Source organism: Streptomyces sp. NPDC097595, from assembly GCF_044761525.1.
GTDB lineage: Bacteria > Actinomycetota > Actinomycetes > Streptomycetales > Streptomycetaceae > Streptomyces > Streptomyces drozdowiczii_A.
Genome location: NZ_JBIWCN010000019.1, coordinates 76,767 through 91,258 on the forward strand (window position 1 = coordinate 76,767; position 14,492 = coordinate 91,258).

Annotated in this window: 13 protein-coding genes, 3 tRNA genes and 2 pseudogenes; 13 read left to right on the forward strand and 5 right to left on the reverse strand. The window is 68.2% G+C overall.

The annotated features are described in order from the left end of the window. Positions 1 to 78: 78 nt before the first annotated feature. A complete protein-coding gene (locus ACIQZN_RS26530; protein ID WP_403998698.1) occupies positions 79 to 1,524 on the reverse strand; it encodes an FGGY family carbohydrate kinase in 1,446 nt (481 codons plus the stop codon). A 69-nt stretch (positions 1,525 to 1,593) separates the two neighbouring features. After that, positions 1,594 to 1,899 (reverse strand): YtxH domain-containing protein, encoded by a 306-nt coding sequence (locus ACIQZN_RS26535; RefSeq protein ID WP_403998952.1) that lies wholly within the window; start codon positions 1,897 to 1,899, stop codon positions 1,594 to 1,596. A 180-nt stretch (positions 1,900 to 2,079) separates the two neighbouring features. On the opposite strand from ACIQZN_RS26535, the gene ACIQZN_RS26540 reads away from it, so the two are divergent. From ACIQZN_RS26540 to ACIQZN_RS26570, 7 genes are all read left to right on the forward strand, one after another. Continuing rightward, positions 2,080 to 2,152, forward strand: a tRNA-Asn gene (locus ACIQZN_RS26540). Between the two features lie 5 nt (positions 2,153 to 2,157). Then, positions 2,158 to 2,230 (forward strand) — tRNA-Asn (locus ACIQZN_RS26545). 166 nt (positions 2,231 to 2,396) lie between these two features. Continuing rightward, a tRNA-Ile gene (locus ACIQZN_RS26550) sits at positions 2,397 to 2,470 on the forward strand. 347 nt (positions 2,471 to 2,817) lie between these two features. Then, complete coding sequence (locus ACIQZN_RS26555; protein WP_018961649.1) at positions 2,818 to 3,051, forward strand: type II toxin-antitoxin system VapB family antitoxin; 234 nt, start codon at positions 2,818 to 2,820, stop codon at positions 3,049 to 3,051. After that, entirely contained in the window at positions 3,048 to 3,455 is a 408-nt protein-coding gene (locus ACIQZN_RS26560) for a PIN domain-containing protein (RefSeq protein WP_403998701.1), read from the forward strand. Before ACIQZN_RS26555 ends, ACIQZN_RS26560 begins: the two co-directional genes overlap by 4 nt. A gap of 66 nt (positions 3,456 to 3,521) precedes the next feature. After that, the gene (locus ACIQZN_RS26565) at positions 3,522 to 5,312 is read left to right on the forward strand and encodes a hypothetical protein (protein ID WP_403998704.1); all 1,791 of its coding nucleotides are present in this window, start codon (positions 3,522 to 3,524) and stop codon (positions 5,310 to 5,312) included. Between the two features lie 772 nt (positions 5,313 to 6,084). Beyond that, positions 6,085 to 7,734 carry a hypothetical protein gene (locus ACIQZN_RS26570; RefSeq protein WP_403998707.1) on the forward strand — a complete coding sequence of 550 codons (1,650 nt, stop codon included), beginning with the start codon at positions 6,085 to 6,087 and terminating at the stop codon, positions 7,732 to 7,734. 844 nt (positions 7,735 to 8,578) lie between these two features. Here the strand turns inward: ACIQZN_RS26570 and ACIQZN_RS26575 are convergent. Then, positions 8,579 to 8,919 (reverse strand): annotated as a pseudogene (locus tag ACIQZN_RS26575) (helicase DnaB); the annotation flags it as partial. Positions 8,920 to 8,970: 51 nt separating this feature from the next. Beyond that, the gene (locus ACIQZN_RS26580; RefSeq protein WP_403998710.1) at positions 8,971 to 9,585 is read right to left on the reverse strand and encodes a TetR/AcrR family transcriptional regulator; all 615 of its coding nucleotides are present in this window, start codon (positions 9,583 to 9,585) and stop codon (positions 8,971 to 8,973) included. Positions 9,586 to 9,768: 183 nt separating this feature from the next. Here ACIQZN_RS26580 and ACIQZN_RS26585 point away from each other — a divergent pair, with 183 nt between their 5' ends. The 5 genes and pseudogenes from ACIQZN_RS26585 to ACIQZN_RS26605 all read left to right on the forward strand — a co-directional run. After that, positions 9,769 to 11,283, forward strand: a complete 1,515-nt coding sequence (locus ACIQZN_RS26585; RefSeq protein WP_403998713.1) for an MFS transporter — start codon at positions 9,769 to 9,771, stop codon at positions 11,281 to 11,283. Between the two features lie 224 nt (positions 11,284 to 11,507). Next, complete coding sequence (locus tag ACIQZN_RS26590; RefSeq protein ID WP_403998716.1) at positions 11,508 to 12,077, forward strand: carboxymuconolactone decarboxylase family protein; 570 nt, start codon at positions 11,508 to 11,510, stop codon at positions 12,075 to 12,077. Positions 12,078 to 12,104: 27 nt separating this feature from the next. Continuing rightward, positions 12,105 to 12,971 carry an RNA polymerase sigma-70 factor gene (locus tag ACIQZN_RS26595; RefSeq protein WP_403998955.1) on the forward strand — a complete coding sequence of 289 codons (867 nt, stop codon included), beginning with the start codon at positions 12,105 to 12,107 and terminating at the stop codon, positions 12,969 to 12,971. Between the two features lie 67 nt (positions 12,972 to 13,038). Further along, on the forward strand, positions 13,039 to 13,275 hold the full coding sequence (locus tag ACIQZN_RS26600; protein ID WP_403998719.1) for a hypothetical protein: 237 nt from the start codon (positions 13,039 to 13,041) through the stop codon (positions 13,273 to 13,275). Then, positions 13,206 to 13,562: pseudogene (locus ACIQZN_RS26605) on the forward strand (transposase family protein); the annotation flags it as partial. The gene ACIQZN_RS26600 and the pseudogene ACIQZN_RS26605, both read left to right, overlap by 70 nt. A 5-nt stretch (positions 13,563 to 13,567) precedes the next feature. On the opposite strand, the gene ACIQZN_RS26610 reads toward ACIQZN_RS26605, so the two are convergent. Then, a complete protein-coding gene (locus ACIQZN_RS26610; RefSeq protein ID WP_403998722.1) occupies positions 13,568 to 13,864 on the reverse strand; it encodes a hypothetical protein in 297 nt (98 codons plus the stop codon). 100 nt (positions 13,865 to 13,964) lie between these two features. Here ACIQZN_RS26610 and ACIQZN_RS26615 point away from each other — a divergent pair, with 100 nt between their 5' ends. Next, complete coding sequence (locus ACIQZN_RS26615; RefSeq protein WP_403998725.1) at positions 13,965 to 14,477, forward strand: hypothetical protein; 513 nt, start codon at positions 13,965 to 13,967, stop codon at positions 14,475 to 14,477. Positions 14,478 to 14,492 lie beyond the last annotated feature (15 nt).

Consider the following 14,492-nt stretch of genomic DNA (forward strand, 5'->3'; position numbering starts at 1 on the left):
CACCGGGACCGCGAACGTTTTTATTCAAGTCCAGGTCAAAAAACAGACCCGGTCCATAATTTCGCGGTCCCTCCGCACTCACCGTGGCGGGTCGAACGCTCCCGGGTGAATCTGGTCCCGCGTCGCGATGTACTGCTGGCGCACCGCCTGCCCCACGGCCAGCTCCTCGCCGGGCTCCAGCACCTGCGCCGCCGCGCCCTGCCAGTCCGGGGGAGTGCGCCCGTCGAGCGCCCCCTGCGAGACCCCGAGCGCCCACGCCGCCTGCCGGGCCGCGCCCAGCGCCGCGTACTGGGCGGGCTGCGGCACGACCACCTGCGTCCCCAGCAGCGCGGGCGCCAGCTGCTGCACCGCCGGCAGCTCGGCCGCCGCGCCCAGCAGGAACACCCGCCGCACCTCCACGCCCCGGCCGCGCAGCACGTCGAGCGCGTCCGCGAGCGAGCAGAGCATGCCCTCGAAGGCGGCCCGCGCCAGGTGCTCCGGCTTCATCGACTCGCGCCGCAGCCCGCACAGTGTCCCGGCGGTGTGCGGCAGCTGCGGGGTGCGCTCACCCTCCAGATACGGCAGGAGTACGAGCCCCGAGGAGCCGGGCGTCGACTTCAGGGCCAGCGCGGACAGCGCGTCGAGCCCCTCCACGTCCAGCATCTCGGCGGTCCCGCGCAGCGCGCGTACGGCGTTCGACGTGTGCACCACCGGCAGGTGCATGCCCGTCGCGTCGGCGAACGACGTGATCATCCCGGTCGGATCGGCCAGCGCCTCGTGGTGCACGGCCATCACGGAGCCCGAGGCCCCCAGCGACACGACCGCGTCCCCGACCCCGACGCCCAGGCCGAAGGCCGCCGCCATGGTCTCGCCGGTCCCCGCGGAGATCAGCAGCCCCTCCGGCGTCATCCCGGCGGCGTCGGACGGACCGAGCACCTCCGGCAGCGCGGCCTGGTGCCCGAGCGCCAGCTCCACGAGGTCCGGCCGGTAGGACTCCGTCCCCGCCGACCAGTACCCGGTCCCGGAAGCGGCGCCCCGGTCGGTGGTCCGCCGGGCCGGCCGCCCCAGCAGCTGCCACACCAGCCAGTCGTGCGGCTGGAGCACCGCCGCCACCCGCTGCGCCTGCTCCGGCTCGGACCGGGCCAGCCAGCGCAGCTTCGCCACCGGCTGTGCGGACTGCGGCACCGCGCCGACCGCCTCGGCCCACGCCTGCCGCCCGCCCAGCCCGTCGATCAGATCGGCCGCGGCGGCCTGCGCCCGCTTGTCGTTGCCGAGCAGCGCCGGGCGTACGAGATTGCCCTGGTGGTCCAGGGGGACGAGCCCGTGCTGCTGCGCGGACACGCCGATGGCCTGCACCCCTTCGAGCAGCCCGCCGGTGGCGGCCTCACCGAGGGAGAGCAGCCACGCCTGCGGATCGGCCTCGGTGGCCTTCGCCTCCACGGGGTGCGGGGCGTACCCCTCGCGCAGTACGGCGCCCGTGTCCGTATCGCAGACCACGATGTGTGTGAACGCGGAAGAACTGTCCAAGCCGGCGACTATGCCCATACACAGATTCTGCCGCACCCCCGGAGGTTTCCCGTACCGGTGGTGCGGCAGAAGCGACGGCGGGGCCGGCTAGGTGTTGGTGGTCCCCCAGTCGTCCTCGACGCCGTTGCCGTTTCCGCGTCCCCGCATGGACCGCACCCGGTCCGTCACGGACGCCGGCACCTTGTCGCCGACCTTCTCGCCCACGGCGTGGTACGCCTTGCCCGCGAACTCCCGGCCGCTCTGGGCCGCGGTCTCGCAGGTGTTGCGCACGGCCGGGTTCTGGGCGAACTGGCGCGCGGACTTCTTCAGCTGCTCGTAACGCTCGCGCCCGGCCCGCGTGCCGAGCACGTAACCGAGGGCCACTCCGGCGATGAACGTGAGCCGGTACCGCATGGCTGCCACCCTTCCTTCGCTCCGTGCGACGTGTGCTGCCCGCCTACCCGCAGACGCCCGAGATCACCCCGGCCGATACCGATTGGCAAAGCACCCCCCTGCTTGCGCTAATGTATGTGTCGCAGCGAACGCGCGCCGCCCGGCATCCGCCAGGCAGGTACGTTCGAGGCACCGCAGCAATCCCCTGTAGCTCAATTGGCAGAGCAGCCGGCTGTTAACCGGCAGGTTACTGGTTCGAGTCCAGTCGGGGGAGCGCGATCCCCTGTAGCTCAATTGGCAGAGCATTCGGCTGTTAACCGGAGGGTTACTGGTTCGAGTCCAGTCGGGGGAGCGATCGGAAGAGGACCCCCTTCGGGGTCCTTTTTCGTGTGCCCGGAACCGGTCGGCGAGCAGCGCCGTCTTCATGGTCATCAGCAGCCGGGCAGCCGCAGCGGGAGATCGTATGACCGGCTATGCTGCGGCAGACGGGCGCACACTTGTACGCGCCACGCCGAGACGGGGCGGTAGCTCAGCCGGTTAGAGCAGCGGACTCATAATCCGTCGGCCGTGGGTTCGAGTCCCACCCGCCCCACCCAGTATCCCCAGGCAGAATCGTTCTGACCTGGGGTAACGCGTTTTCCGGGGATGTTTTCGGGTGTGGCGATCGCCTCTGGAGTGTGGTGAACGCGGGCCCTCGTAGGCCGAAGGTGTTCTCTGGGTGGCTTTGGTCTGGTGTTTTGTGGCGACGCCTCCGTGGGGGCGTCGTGGAACGGTCCCACGGTCGTCGGGGGAGTGCTGTGCTCCGCTCGACCGCCCCGCATCGGCGTGCCATCGCCCCCCCCCGAGCCTCCTCCGCGTCTTGCGTCGGCGCCCGAGAATGTTGGTGAAGTGTCATGCTTATGTACATCGTGGACTTCTAGAGGTGGAGGGGTGGCCGGTATGTCTGTGACTCAGGTCGATCTCGATGACGAGGCTCTGGCCGAGGCGATGCGGCTCATGGGTGCGTCGACGAAGAAGGAGACGGTCAACGGAGCTCTGCGGGACTATGTGGCGCGCGTCAAGCGGCTGGAGGCCGCCGAGAAGCTTGCGGCGCGAGGTGAGCGGGGCGAGTTCGAGGCCGCGGCCGCGGCGCATACAGCGGCCAAGCGTGCACGGCAGGCAGCCTTCGAGTGATCACGTACCTCCTCGATACGTCCGCCCTGTGGTACCTCTTCCGCACCCCGGGCGCGTTGCGGCTCTGGGAAGGCCACATCGCCGCCGGCGTGTTCCATGTCTGTGAACCCACGAAGGCGGAGTTCCTCTACTCGGCCACTGGCTCGGCGCATCGGGACGACTTGGCTGAAGAGCTGGATAATCTCTGTCATCTCTCGCCGGTCCCCAAGAACGCCTGGCGCTGGGTCGACACCGCGCAGTACAAGCTCACCCAGCGGGCGCAGCACCGCGCCGCCGGAGCCATCGACCTCGTGGTGTGTGCGACAGCGGTCCATCACGGGCACACGGTGCTCCACGTGGACAACGACTTCGCCACGGTGGCGGCGGTTCTCAAGGAACTGCAACAGCGAGACGTACGCGCCTGATGTCGTCACACCCAGCCCACCGGAACCGGCTGCGTCGCGGCCGACGGTGGTCATAGGGTGCGAGGTGTGAGTGACGTTCCCAGGCCGCGACCGGCTGTAAATGATCTTGCCCAGCTCGTTCCTGCGATTGTCCCCCTCGACGGAGCCGACGCGGAACTGGTGGCGATCGGGGAGCGGTATTGGGCGCTCGCCGGTTTCGCGCCCGAGCTCGGCACTCCGGTCTGGTGCGAGAAGGCCAAGGACATCGACACCGCAGGCTGGGGTCACCAGATCTATGCCGTTGCCGCAGCCGGTGTCCGAGCCGTAGTGGCCGGACGAGTGTGCCCGCAGTGCGGAGGTTCGCTGAGCCTGACCTCGCGAGCCGCCTTTCAGCAGGTCTGTGACGGCTCCGACCCCGCTTGCGCCGACTGCAACGAGTCGCTGACCTCTGCCGTGCGCGTCATCATCGATCCGGCGCGGAAGGCCAAGCGTGAAGCCGCCACGGCGAGGGCCGAAAAGCGGAACGCCGTCGAATCCGGCCACGCACGCTGGAAGCGGCTCCAGCGGGACGTCATCGCTGAGGAGTACGCCGCTGTCTTCCCTTCGAACGGGGAAGTGCCGGCCTTGGGGGTACGGGAGATGGTCGGCGCACTGGCCCTACTGCGGTACGCGCCGTCGACTTCTCCCATCACCGCGGTGGGCTCGTGGCCGGACCCGCTCCATCCGGACAGCGGAAAGGTCGGCTCGCTCCTTGGCACGTTGATCCGGGCCGATCTCCTCAGGATCCATGCCTCCAGCCCCGCGACCGTGTTCGTCTGGCAGCCGGCGACCTTCGAGGAAGCCCTGCGCGAGGCCGAGGGCGATCTGGACGCCATCGACACGCCTCAACTGTCAGGCAGCTTCTATCCGCTGGCCGCCCACTACTACGCACCCCACGGTACAAGCGCGGGCAAGGCCGTCGAGGAGCTCGACGCTCATCTCGCCGCCGCTCTGTCGCCCGCCGGGATGAACGAAGGTCGTCAAGAGGATCTGCTGGCCGTCGCCCGGGAGCTCATCGCGGAGGAGGCTCTCCGCTACTTCACCAACCGGCTCGACGACCTCAACCTGCCCGCTGTACCCGAAAACCACGCTGCCCGGCTCTCCGAGGCCGCGTACAAGGTGGCCGAGCACAGGCCGCTCGGCGAGCTCTACAACCTCGTTTGGCGTGCTACCCGTGCGGCGGCGGAGGCCGCACAGAAGAACCCCCGGGCTCCACGCGCTCACATGACCACGCACGCCATCAACCGGTTCGAGACCGACGCGCAGCGGGCAACCGCCGACCCCGGCTGGGAGCTCAAACCCTTTACCGCGATCACGGGGCAAGGGCCGACAGCCATGACGCGGGCACTGTTCTACAACCTCCTCGACAGCGACCCGATTGAGACGGGTCTCCCGCAGCTCAGGGACGCACTGCCGGAACCCCTAGTTGCTCCGAGAGCCGCGGATCCCCTCCCAGCGGTCGAGGGCGACGAGCTGGCGGCCACGGTCGCCTGGCTGAATTCGCACCCCGACGCCTGGGACCCGTACCTCGTCGCCGCCGGCCTCGGCGTCCTCGCGGAGGAGCGGGAGGATTCTCCGGAGTGGCACTACGAGGGCAAGATCCTCGCGCGGGGAGCGGCGCAGCTTCTCCGGCTCCACGAGCGCCTTGCCCCGGTCCTCGGAGTGCAGGAAGCCGTTCTCGCCGTCTTCGCCGCCACTCCAATGCTCATGCACCCGGTGACGATCGACGGTACGACGCTGAACAGCGGAACCTGGATCCTCGACAGGCTCTGCACGCTATTCCTCGCTCCATCGGCCGAGGAGACAGGAGACACGGAGCCGGACGTCTCGGATGAGTGACCGTTGTGGGAGAAGCATCACCGTCGCGATTGCGTGACGTACTCACCGGCGGTGGGTGCACTTGAGCCGGTCTGGCAGGTGGTTCCGGGACTACCGGCTGACGGAGCCGTCTTCGTCTCCGCGGGTGCAGGCCGAGCGCGCTGCGCGGCGGGACCCGATGGTGCCGGGCCACTGACCGCAGCTGGCGCGTTTGGGCTCCGTGAGGAAGGGGGAGCGCTGTTCGTGGGAGCTTCGGTGGCTCAAGCGCGACGAAGGGCCACCCCAGGTGTGGACGGCGACGGGCTCCGTGCGCCCGGCTTGCGGCTGCTCCACCAGCCGCAAGCCTTTCACTCTGTGTCGGCCCCAGTTGCGACCGGCCGGCCGCTTACGACACCACTTCATCGCCAGGGTGGCCGCTTGGGCGCCGCCGTGACGCTACTTACGACGCGCGACCTGAGCGAGCAGAGCCACCACCGTTGCGGCACCGGATAGGGAAGCCCCGGCTTCGGGTGCCAGAAGCGACAGAACTGCGACGAGGACACCGATTGTCAGGAGGGCTACGAGGTGTCGGTTGATCTGGTCCACCAGAACCTTCTCTCTGTGGGGCCAACGGGTTCGGGAACCACCGTGGGACCGACACAGGAGCGCCTGACAGATCCAGAACAAGGCGTGACGGAACTGGCCGGCGCAGACCAGGACGGAACAATGACTAACGCGTGCTCACGGCTAAGCATGGGGAGATAGAGGCGAGTCGCTGGACACCTTTTGACAGTGCGTGACTGAGGGGGAAGTGATGGCAGTTGCCCAACCGTGGAAGAAGCCGAACCTGGATGGGCATCCGTGCTTGAAGAAGCTGAACGATGAGCTCCACTCCTTGAGGTTCGAAGCCGGGTTTCCTTCGGCTCGAACGATAAGAAACCACATCGGACGGGACGCACAGGACTACTGGATCGTGAACCATCAGTCGGTCCTCAACGCCTTTCAACGGCCTGACCTCCCAGACCTTGGCCGACTTGAGCTCATCGTTGCCGCTCTGGCCGGAGCCGCCCGATGCGACGACGTCTCCAGCGAAGTCAATCGCTTCAAGAGCCTGTGGAAACAGGCTGTGACGGAGACGGTTGCTCAGGCATCAGTGGGCCCACAGGCAGACGCTGAAGGCGGCGCCGAGTGCGGACTCGACCAGGATGCGCCGGACCAGGAGGCGGCGGAACCCAGCGTTGAGGAAGAGCGAGGAGAATCCGGCGCGAAGGGCTCACACGCGGACGCAAACCAAGCCGCGGAGTTCAACTACGCGCAGGAGTCTTTGAAGGGCTTGATCATCAACGCGGCGCAAGCGCTTTGGGATGACAAGGATGCGCTGAGAGTCTTCCTGGGGGTCGTCCGCCGCAGTCCTGGCTTCTCCAAGCTGGCTGATGCAGCAGAGGAGCAGCGGCCCGCCAACGCGACCTTCTACGGCACGAAGAGCAGAGAGTTCGAGGTTGAGTACTCTCCAGCGCGCCTAGAGCTGGTCACGTTGCACCGGCGCCTCGACGAGCAACGCGTCAAGCGCAAGTGGTCCTTCACAGACCTGGAGAACCAGACGGGGATCCCGGCCAGCTCCTGGATCCGCTGGTATACCCACGACGAGTTGCCCAGCCGCGAGGCAATCGTCGCTTTCTCCCACGCGATCAACCCGATGCTGGAAGACCATGTGCTGCTCCTGGGCCTGTGGGAGGCGGCCCACGACGCGCTGGAAGTGGAGAGACGTTGCGAGGACTTGCCTCAACAGATCAGCTTCGACGAGGCATGGTCGTTGCGTGACCCGACGGCCTCCAAACTGTGGGCGCTTGTCGGCGTCGGGGGAGACGTTCTGGCCCCCTACGGGCCAGATTTGTCCCGTGGGACTGTTCCGGCCTTCACCGTGGCCGGCCCGGCTGGTTCGGGACGATCCACGACTTTGGCCACCATCGCCTGTTCGCTCCTCGGAGCCGGTGCACGCGTCGTGTTGGTTGCACCGAAGCCGTGTCCATTGCGAGAGCTGGCCTCCCGAAACGGAGTCCTTGCCTGTTTCGACCAAGACGACGTGGAACACGACGAGCTCGCAGCTGTCTTGGCGGAAGCGTCATGCGAGGAACCGGTCGTCGTCGTGATGGACGATGCGGATCGCCTGGAGGAGTGTGGCGCCAGACGTCTGCTGGAAGCGATGCTTCAACAGGGTTTTGCGGACGGGACTGCATTGGTTCTCGGCGGGGACGAGGAGGAACTCAGGAGCGGCTTCCGCTGGTCAGGACGAGCTAGGAACGCTCATCGTGGACTGCTTCTGTCTCCGCAGGCCCGATATGCGGGCGACCTGATCGGCGTCAAGGTCAGTGGCTCCATCGTGGGAAGGCCGATCACGCCAGGCAGGGGATGGCTCCACCTTGGCGACGGGAGACTAGTGCCTGTGACCGTGCCACAGTGCTGAGCAGTCAGAGTGCCCGGGGGCCCAAGTCCCGGTGGCGCCGGGCGACTGATCGCGGCCAGTTAGCAAAAGTCCCCGCCCAGGTCCGGGCGGGGACGTCATCTGTTCGGCCACCGGCTTGAAAGTCTCTTTGCGTCCGGTTTCTCTTGGTCGCCTGCCTGCTGGCACTGGCTTCGCAGTACTGGGCATTCTCACTGGGATCCAACGGATTCTCATCCACATGCCGAGAAGGCGCTGACCGGCCCCCATCCGTTCGGCATCACGACGAGCAGCCACGCGGACGTTGCCGTGAGAGTTGCCACCCTGATCGCAGCAGGGGGGTAACCACGTCATCCGTGACTACACAGGTGTGCCCTCATCCGGCAAGGCTCCACAACGGAGAGTAGTCACTGCCAAGGATGGCTCTGGCGGTGAGGGAGCTGATAGGGCTGATCGTGAGACGGCTGGCGCTGTCAGGCGACTGGGCATCATGAGGCTCCGCTAGGGGGTGGCGGCGCCGCCGGCCGAGGGGGGGGGCGGGGTGGTGTGGCGAACGCCTAACCGACCTCCGCGCGAGCCGGATCGAGAGGGACGTAGTCGGATGGAAACGGGTGGCTATGCCCGTTGTTTCGGCATCGTTGCAGGTGACAGGCGTCACGCCTGCGGGTTCGAGTCCCACCCGCCCCACCAGTCTTATCCTGCGGAAACGTTCTGACCTGCGGGATCGCCGCTTTCGCGGCTGCTTTCCGTGCGGTACTGGCCGCGCGGCGTGCGGTACAGGCCCGCTTTCGCAGCGTGTCAATGCACTTCAGGTGCATCTGACCTGGCCTTTTGCGGCGCATATCTGAGAGAGCGTCGTGAGGAGATCTCACGAGTGGCCGCGCGCGGGTGGGCGGGCTGCTGACAGCGTGGGGAGACAACTGGCCGTGGCTGGGGGTGACGCGCCTGGGCGGGGTGTGCTGCGGGCGCGGGCGGCCTCCACTCGGCCGGGCGGCGGTCGGCCGCCAGCGGCGCGGATGTCGTGGCCTTCGGAGCCGGACTGCTGTTCGCGGCAGCCCAGCGGGCACGTACTTCGTCGAGCGGGCCGAGCGCGTGCAGGGCGTGGTTGATCAGTCGGCCGGGCCCCAGAACCTCTTCCTGGGCCAGGGTCCGGATGGCTCGCGCGGAGGCGGTGGCGGTGCGGGTGACGGAGGAGCGCATCCCCCGCTGCCTGGACTGCGTCGGCCCGAGCCTCCTGGTGGAGACGGATCGCGTGCCGGGCTACGGTGCGGTGAATCGCGCTGTGTGCTCGGGTGCTGAGTTCACGGGCGGGTCGATCAGGTCGCATGCGATGTCCAGAGCCGCGCTGAGCAGCTCCTCGCCACCTCCCTGCGCGTGCTTCGCCTCGTCGCCCGCCATGTGCAGGGCTGCGATGGCGAGTCGTACGCGCAGGGACGCGGCGGGGTCGCTCACGCCGCCCGTCAGGACACCGGGCCCGGCCAGCAGGTCGAAGAACGTGACGACGTGGCCCCGTACCTCGGCCGCGAGCGACTGCTCTTGGAGCGACGGCTCGTTCTCCTGTACCAGCCGGGCTGCGGCCGTGATGCCGCTCGCGGTCAACTCGGCGTACCGTCTCAGCAGTTCGCGCCGGGTGCCGGGCCCTTCAGGCTGTTGCCTGCCCCAGTCGATGAGCTCGGCGACCGACGTCGAGAAGTTGCCCAGGACGGCGGCGAGGATCTCGGCCTTGGACTTGTAGTGGTAGTAGAGAGCGGCCTTCGTGATGTCCAGCCTCTCGGCGATCATGCGGAGTGACGTGCCCTCGTAGCCGTGCTCGGCGAAGAGCTGGAGAGCGACGCGTTGTGCGCGCTCACGGGTGTCGGTACGGCGGCCGGCCATGGATGTCCTTCCTTCGCCCTCTCCGTGCGCGAAGCCTACGGTCCGGTGTCGCCTCGCACGCACATCAAACCCATTGCTTGCCGATCGGCAGGTGATGGGCTACGTTACCGGTGTCTTCAACTTTACCTGCCGGCAGGTAATGAATGCAGGCGCTCCCTCCACTCCGAGAAGGTGCTCTTTGTCATGCCCAAGACAGGCAATCCGGCGGGGGGCGCCCCGACCGTTGGCCCCGCCCGGCTGCACGCCCGCCGTTGGTGGGGACTGGCGGCCATCGCGCTCTCGCAGTTAATGATCACGCTGGACACGACGATCGTGACCATCGCGCTGCCCACCGCCCAGCAGGACCTCGGCATGTCGGACGCGAACCGGCAGTGGGTCGTGACGGCGTACACCCTGGCCTTCGGCGGCCTGCTCCTGCTCGGCGGACGCATCGCGGACCGGATGGGACGCAAGCGGACCCTGGTCACCGGCGTCATCGGATTCGCGGTGGTGTCCGGCCTCGGGGGCATGGCCCAGTCCGGCTGGATGCTGATCGGCGCGCGCGCCGGGCAGGGCATGTTCGCCGCCCTGCTCGCTCCTTCCACCCTGGCCATCCTCGTCACGATGTTCCCCGAGCAGAAGGAGCGGGCCAAGGCCATCGGGATCTACACCGCCGTGCTGACCGCCGGCGGCGGCCTCGGCCTGGTCGGCGGCGGACTGATCACCAGCTACCTGGACTGGCGCTGGTGCATGTACGTCAACATCCCCATCGCCGTCCTCGCCACCTTCGGTGCCGTCATCACGCTGCCTGCCCCGCCCGGCAGGGCGGACGCCAGGATGGACGTCTTCGGCGCCATCACGGGGTGCGGCGGTATCGCTGCTCTGGTCTTCGGGTTCTCCGAAGCCGGCGAGCGCGGCTGGCACTCCAGCCGGGTATCCGTCTCGCTGGTCCTGGCAGCCGTACTGCTCATCGTGTTCGTGATCCTGCAGACCCGGCTGCGCAGCCCGCTGCTCCCGCTGCGTATCGTCACCGACCGCAACCGCGGAATGGCCTTCGCCACTGTCGCCCTGGCCACGCTGGGACTGTTCGGTGTGTTCCTGTTCCTCACCTACCAATTGCAGTCCGTGATGGGGTACTCCGCGGTCAAGACCGGTGTAGCCCTGCTACCTCTGGTCGCGATGAATGTCACGGGCGCGACCCAGCTCTCCAGCAGGCTGCTGCCCAAACTGCCGCCCCGGCTGCTGATCGTGCCCGGTCTGCTCGCCGCGGCCGGCTCGCTCGCCATCCTCACCCAGCTCACCGCGGACAGCTCCTACGCCGCGGTCATCCTGCCCGCCGAGATGCTGCTCGGACTCGGCATCGGCACCCTGTTCGTGCCGACCGTGGCCGTCGCGACCAGCGGCGTCGACCCGCAGGACGGCGGTGTCGCCTCCGCGACCGTCAACACCGCCCAGCAGGTGGGCGCTTCGGTCGGCACCGCGCTGCTCAACACGATCGCGGCGAACGCCACCGCCACATACCTCAGCGAGCATCCGGGCGGGGGCGCTGCCCTGCGGGACGCCACCGTCCACGGCTACTCGACCGCCGCGACCTGGGCGCTGGGCATCATGCTCGGTACCGCCGCGCTGGTGGCGGTGTTCATCAACGCCGACCCGCGCAAGCCCGCGGAGCGGAAAGCACCGAAGACAGCCACGAGCGTCGGCGTCACCGGCAGCTAGAGCTTTCGTTTGGACCAGGCCGCGTCAGCCGGCGCCCCGGACCGGCACTCTTCCGGCTTAGAAGGGAGACATCTATGTCACGAGCAACACGGACGGCGTGCTGCTGAAGTTTCCGGCTACCTGACCGGGTCGTCCGCCGGCGCGCAAGTGGTTGTCACACTCGTGCGCCCGGCGGTGTCTTCATGTGAAACAGGCCGCAAGGCCGCTGAAACAAGGAGAAGACCATGACCCTGCGTATCCCCAAGGCCGAGCTCCCCGCCGAGATGAAGGAAGCTCTCATCCAGCAGCTGGGCTCCGTGCCCGAGCCTGTTGAGGTGGTCTTCAACAACCCCGCCGTCGCCACCTCCAACCTGGAGTTCTCGGCGAAGGCCGCCGCGTGGGACGCGGTGGACGAGGGTCTCAAGACGTTCGCGCACATGGCCGTGGCGGCCCAGGTCGGCTGCAGCTGGTGCCTGGACATCAACTACTTCGCCGCGCTGAACCAGGCCCTCGACCTGACCAAGGCCAGCCAGGTGCCCAACTGGCGTGACTCCGACGCGTTCAACCCGCTGGAGCGCGAGGTGATGGAGTACTCGGAGGCCATGACGAACACTCCGCCGACCGTCTCGGACGAGCTGTCGGCGAGCCTGCTCGAGCAGCTCGGCCCGGCCGGCCTGGTCGAGCTCACCGTCTTCGTCGGCTTCGCCAACCTCTCCACCCGGGTCAACACCGCGCACGGGATCACCTCGCAGGGCTACTCCGAAGCCTGCCGCATCCCGCTGGCCGAGCGGCCCCGGACGGCCGGCGCGGTCTGAACGATGATCCGTGTGACTCATGACGACATGACCGACGACCCGTTCGTCGCCCACCGCAGCCTGTTGTTCACTGTCGCCTACGACATGCTCGGTTCCGCGGCCGATGCGGAGGACGTGCTGCAGGAGACGTGGCTGCGCTGGGCGGAGGTCGATCACTCCCAGGTGCGCGAGCCCCGGGCGTATCTGGTGCGGGCCGTCACCCGCCAGTCCCTCAACCGGCTGCGTTCGCTGTCGCGCAGCCGCGAGGACTACGTGGGGGAGTGGCTTCCGGAGCCACTGCTGACCAGCCCCGATGTGGCCGAGGACGTCGAGCTGGCGGAGAGTGTCTCGATCGCGATGCTGACCGTGCTCGAGACACTCGCGCCCACCGAGCGCGCCGTCTTCGTGCTCCGCGAGGTCTTCGACGTGCCGTACGGGGAGATTGCGGAAGCCGTCGGCAAGTCGGCGGCCGCCGTACGGCAGATCGCGCGGCGAGCCCGCGAGCACGTGGCGACCCGCCGGCCACGGATGCAGGTGAACCGCTCGGAACAGCAGGTCGTGGTGGAGCGGTTCCTGACCGCACTGCGGACCGGGAAGCTCCAGGACCTGCTGGACGTCATGGCCCCTGACGTTGTCATGATCGCCGACGGCGGCGGGATCGTGTCGGCCGCTCTGGTCCCGATCTGCGGTGCCGCCGAGGTGGCGCCGGTGCTCGCCAGGGTGGAGCGGCTCGTCGAGGCGCTCGAGACGACGCCCGTGTGGCTCAACGGTGCCCCCGCGGGCCGCATCGAGTTCGACGGCGAGCCGGCCGCGGTGAGCATCGAGATCGAGAACGGCCTCATCACGCGGATCTATGTCGTACGGAACCCTCACAAGCTGACACGTCTCGACGAGCCGGCCCGTCTGTCCAGGTGAGAGGCGTCATGAGTGGTCCGGGCGGTGTCTACCGCCCGGACCAGTCCATATCCAGACAGGAAGTGTCTTGGACACCGCTGCCCGCCCCGCCCAGGTCCGGGGCCTCGAACAGCTCCGCGACGACGACGTCGAACTGCACTTCCTGCCGCGGTACTCGCCCGAGCTGCTCCCCGGCAAGCTGGTCAACGCCGACCTCAAGCACAGCCTGCCTGACAGCACCGGTCCCGTTCACCGGGCCGGCCCTGGAGCCTGTCGCTGGAGGACCGCGTGCTCCTGGTCGCCGCGTACTGGCGCACGAACCTGACCTTGCGACAACTGACCCCGCTGTTTGGGGTGTGCAAGTCGGCGGCCGAGCGTATCGCCGACCACCTCGGACCCTCGCTAGCCCTCCAGCAGCGCAAGCGGTGGCTGGCCCCCACCCGCGACCACACCGTGGCCGAGCAGTCGAAGAACTGCCGGTACTCGACCAACCACCAGGTCGTAATCGACGCCGACACCCGGCTTTTCGTCGCCGCCGGCCGTCCGTTGCCCGGCAACCGCAACGACTGCAAGGCGTGGGAACTGTCCGGCGCGAAGGACGCCGTCGGCAGGCCGCCTCAAGGGCGACGGCGTACCATGCCATGCTCGGCATCGCCCGCCTGCGAGCGGAACGCGAGAACGACGAGCTGGAGCATGTCCAGGTCGGCGGCCCGGCGCCTTCCCCGCTCCTGCCGCTGCGCGTTGAACCCAGCGAGGATCACAATCAGGGTGGCGGCGGCGATCGCGGCGATCGGCACCACTTTGAGAGCGATGTCGGTCCAGGAGAAGTCTGGGCTCGGTGTGGCCGGCGCTGTCGGGCGTGCGGCCAGATCCCTAGGAAGCATGGCGGAATCGTCCAGGCGAGAGGTGTCCACCGCCCATGTTGATCACCCTGGCCGAGCGTCAGAGAGCAGAGCTGGATGCGCCGAGTCGTACCACACCGCAGCGCGCTGTTGGCGACCGAGCCGGATGCGAATGTCCGCCTCTCTGGCGTTTCCGCAGGTGAGAGGCGTCACGCCGGAGCTCGGCTTTCCCGCGCAGAACCCGCCCGAACGGCAGCCTTTCGCGGGGTACCCGCAGCCGGTCTGCGACTACACAGGGGAGGAGCCTCCGCAGGAGGCGGGCGGCGGCTTCAGCGACAACCGCGACACCCGGTACGTGTATGCCCACGCCGGCCGGGTGCACGGCCAGGTACTGGTCCTGCGCGGCCTGCTGCCCTCGGCGCCGAGGACCCGAAACGGCGAGCGGACACTCGCGGCAGGCCAGCAGGTCCGATACTGGTCGATCACAGACGGCGCCGGTGACTTCGACTACGCCACCCTCCTCATCCGCAACGTTGTTCCCGACCAAGGCTTGGATCAGGCCGTCGGGCGCGTCACCCGCATCGACGAGGAAAGCGACGTGATGGGGGACTTCCTCCCGCACGGCCGGTACATGTCGACCGCGGAGTTCGAGAAGCCGGGTGAGCGTCCTCAGCTCGACTGGTGAGCACCGCCACGCATC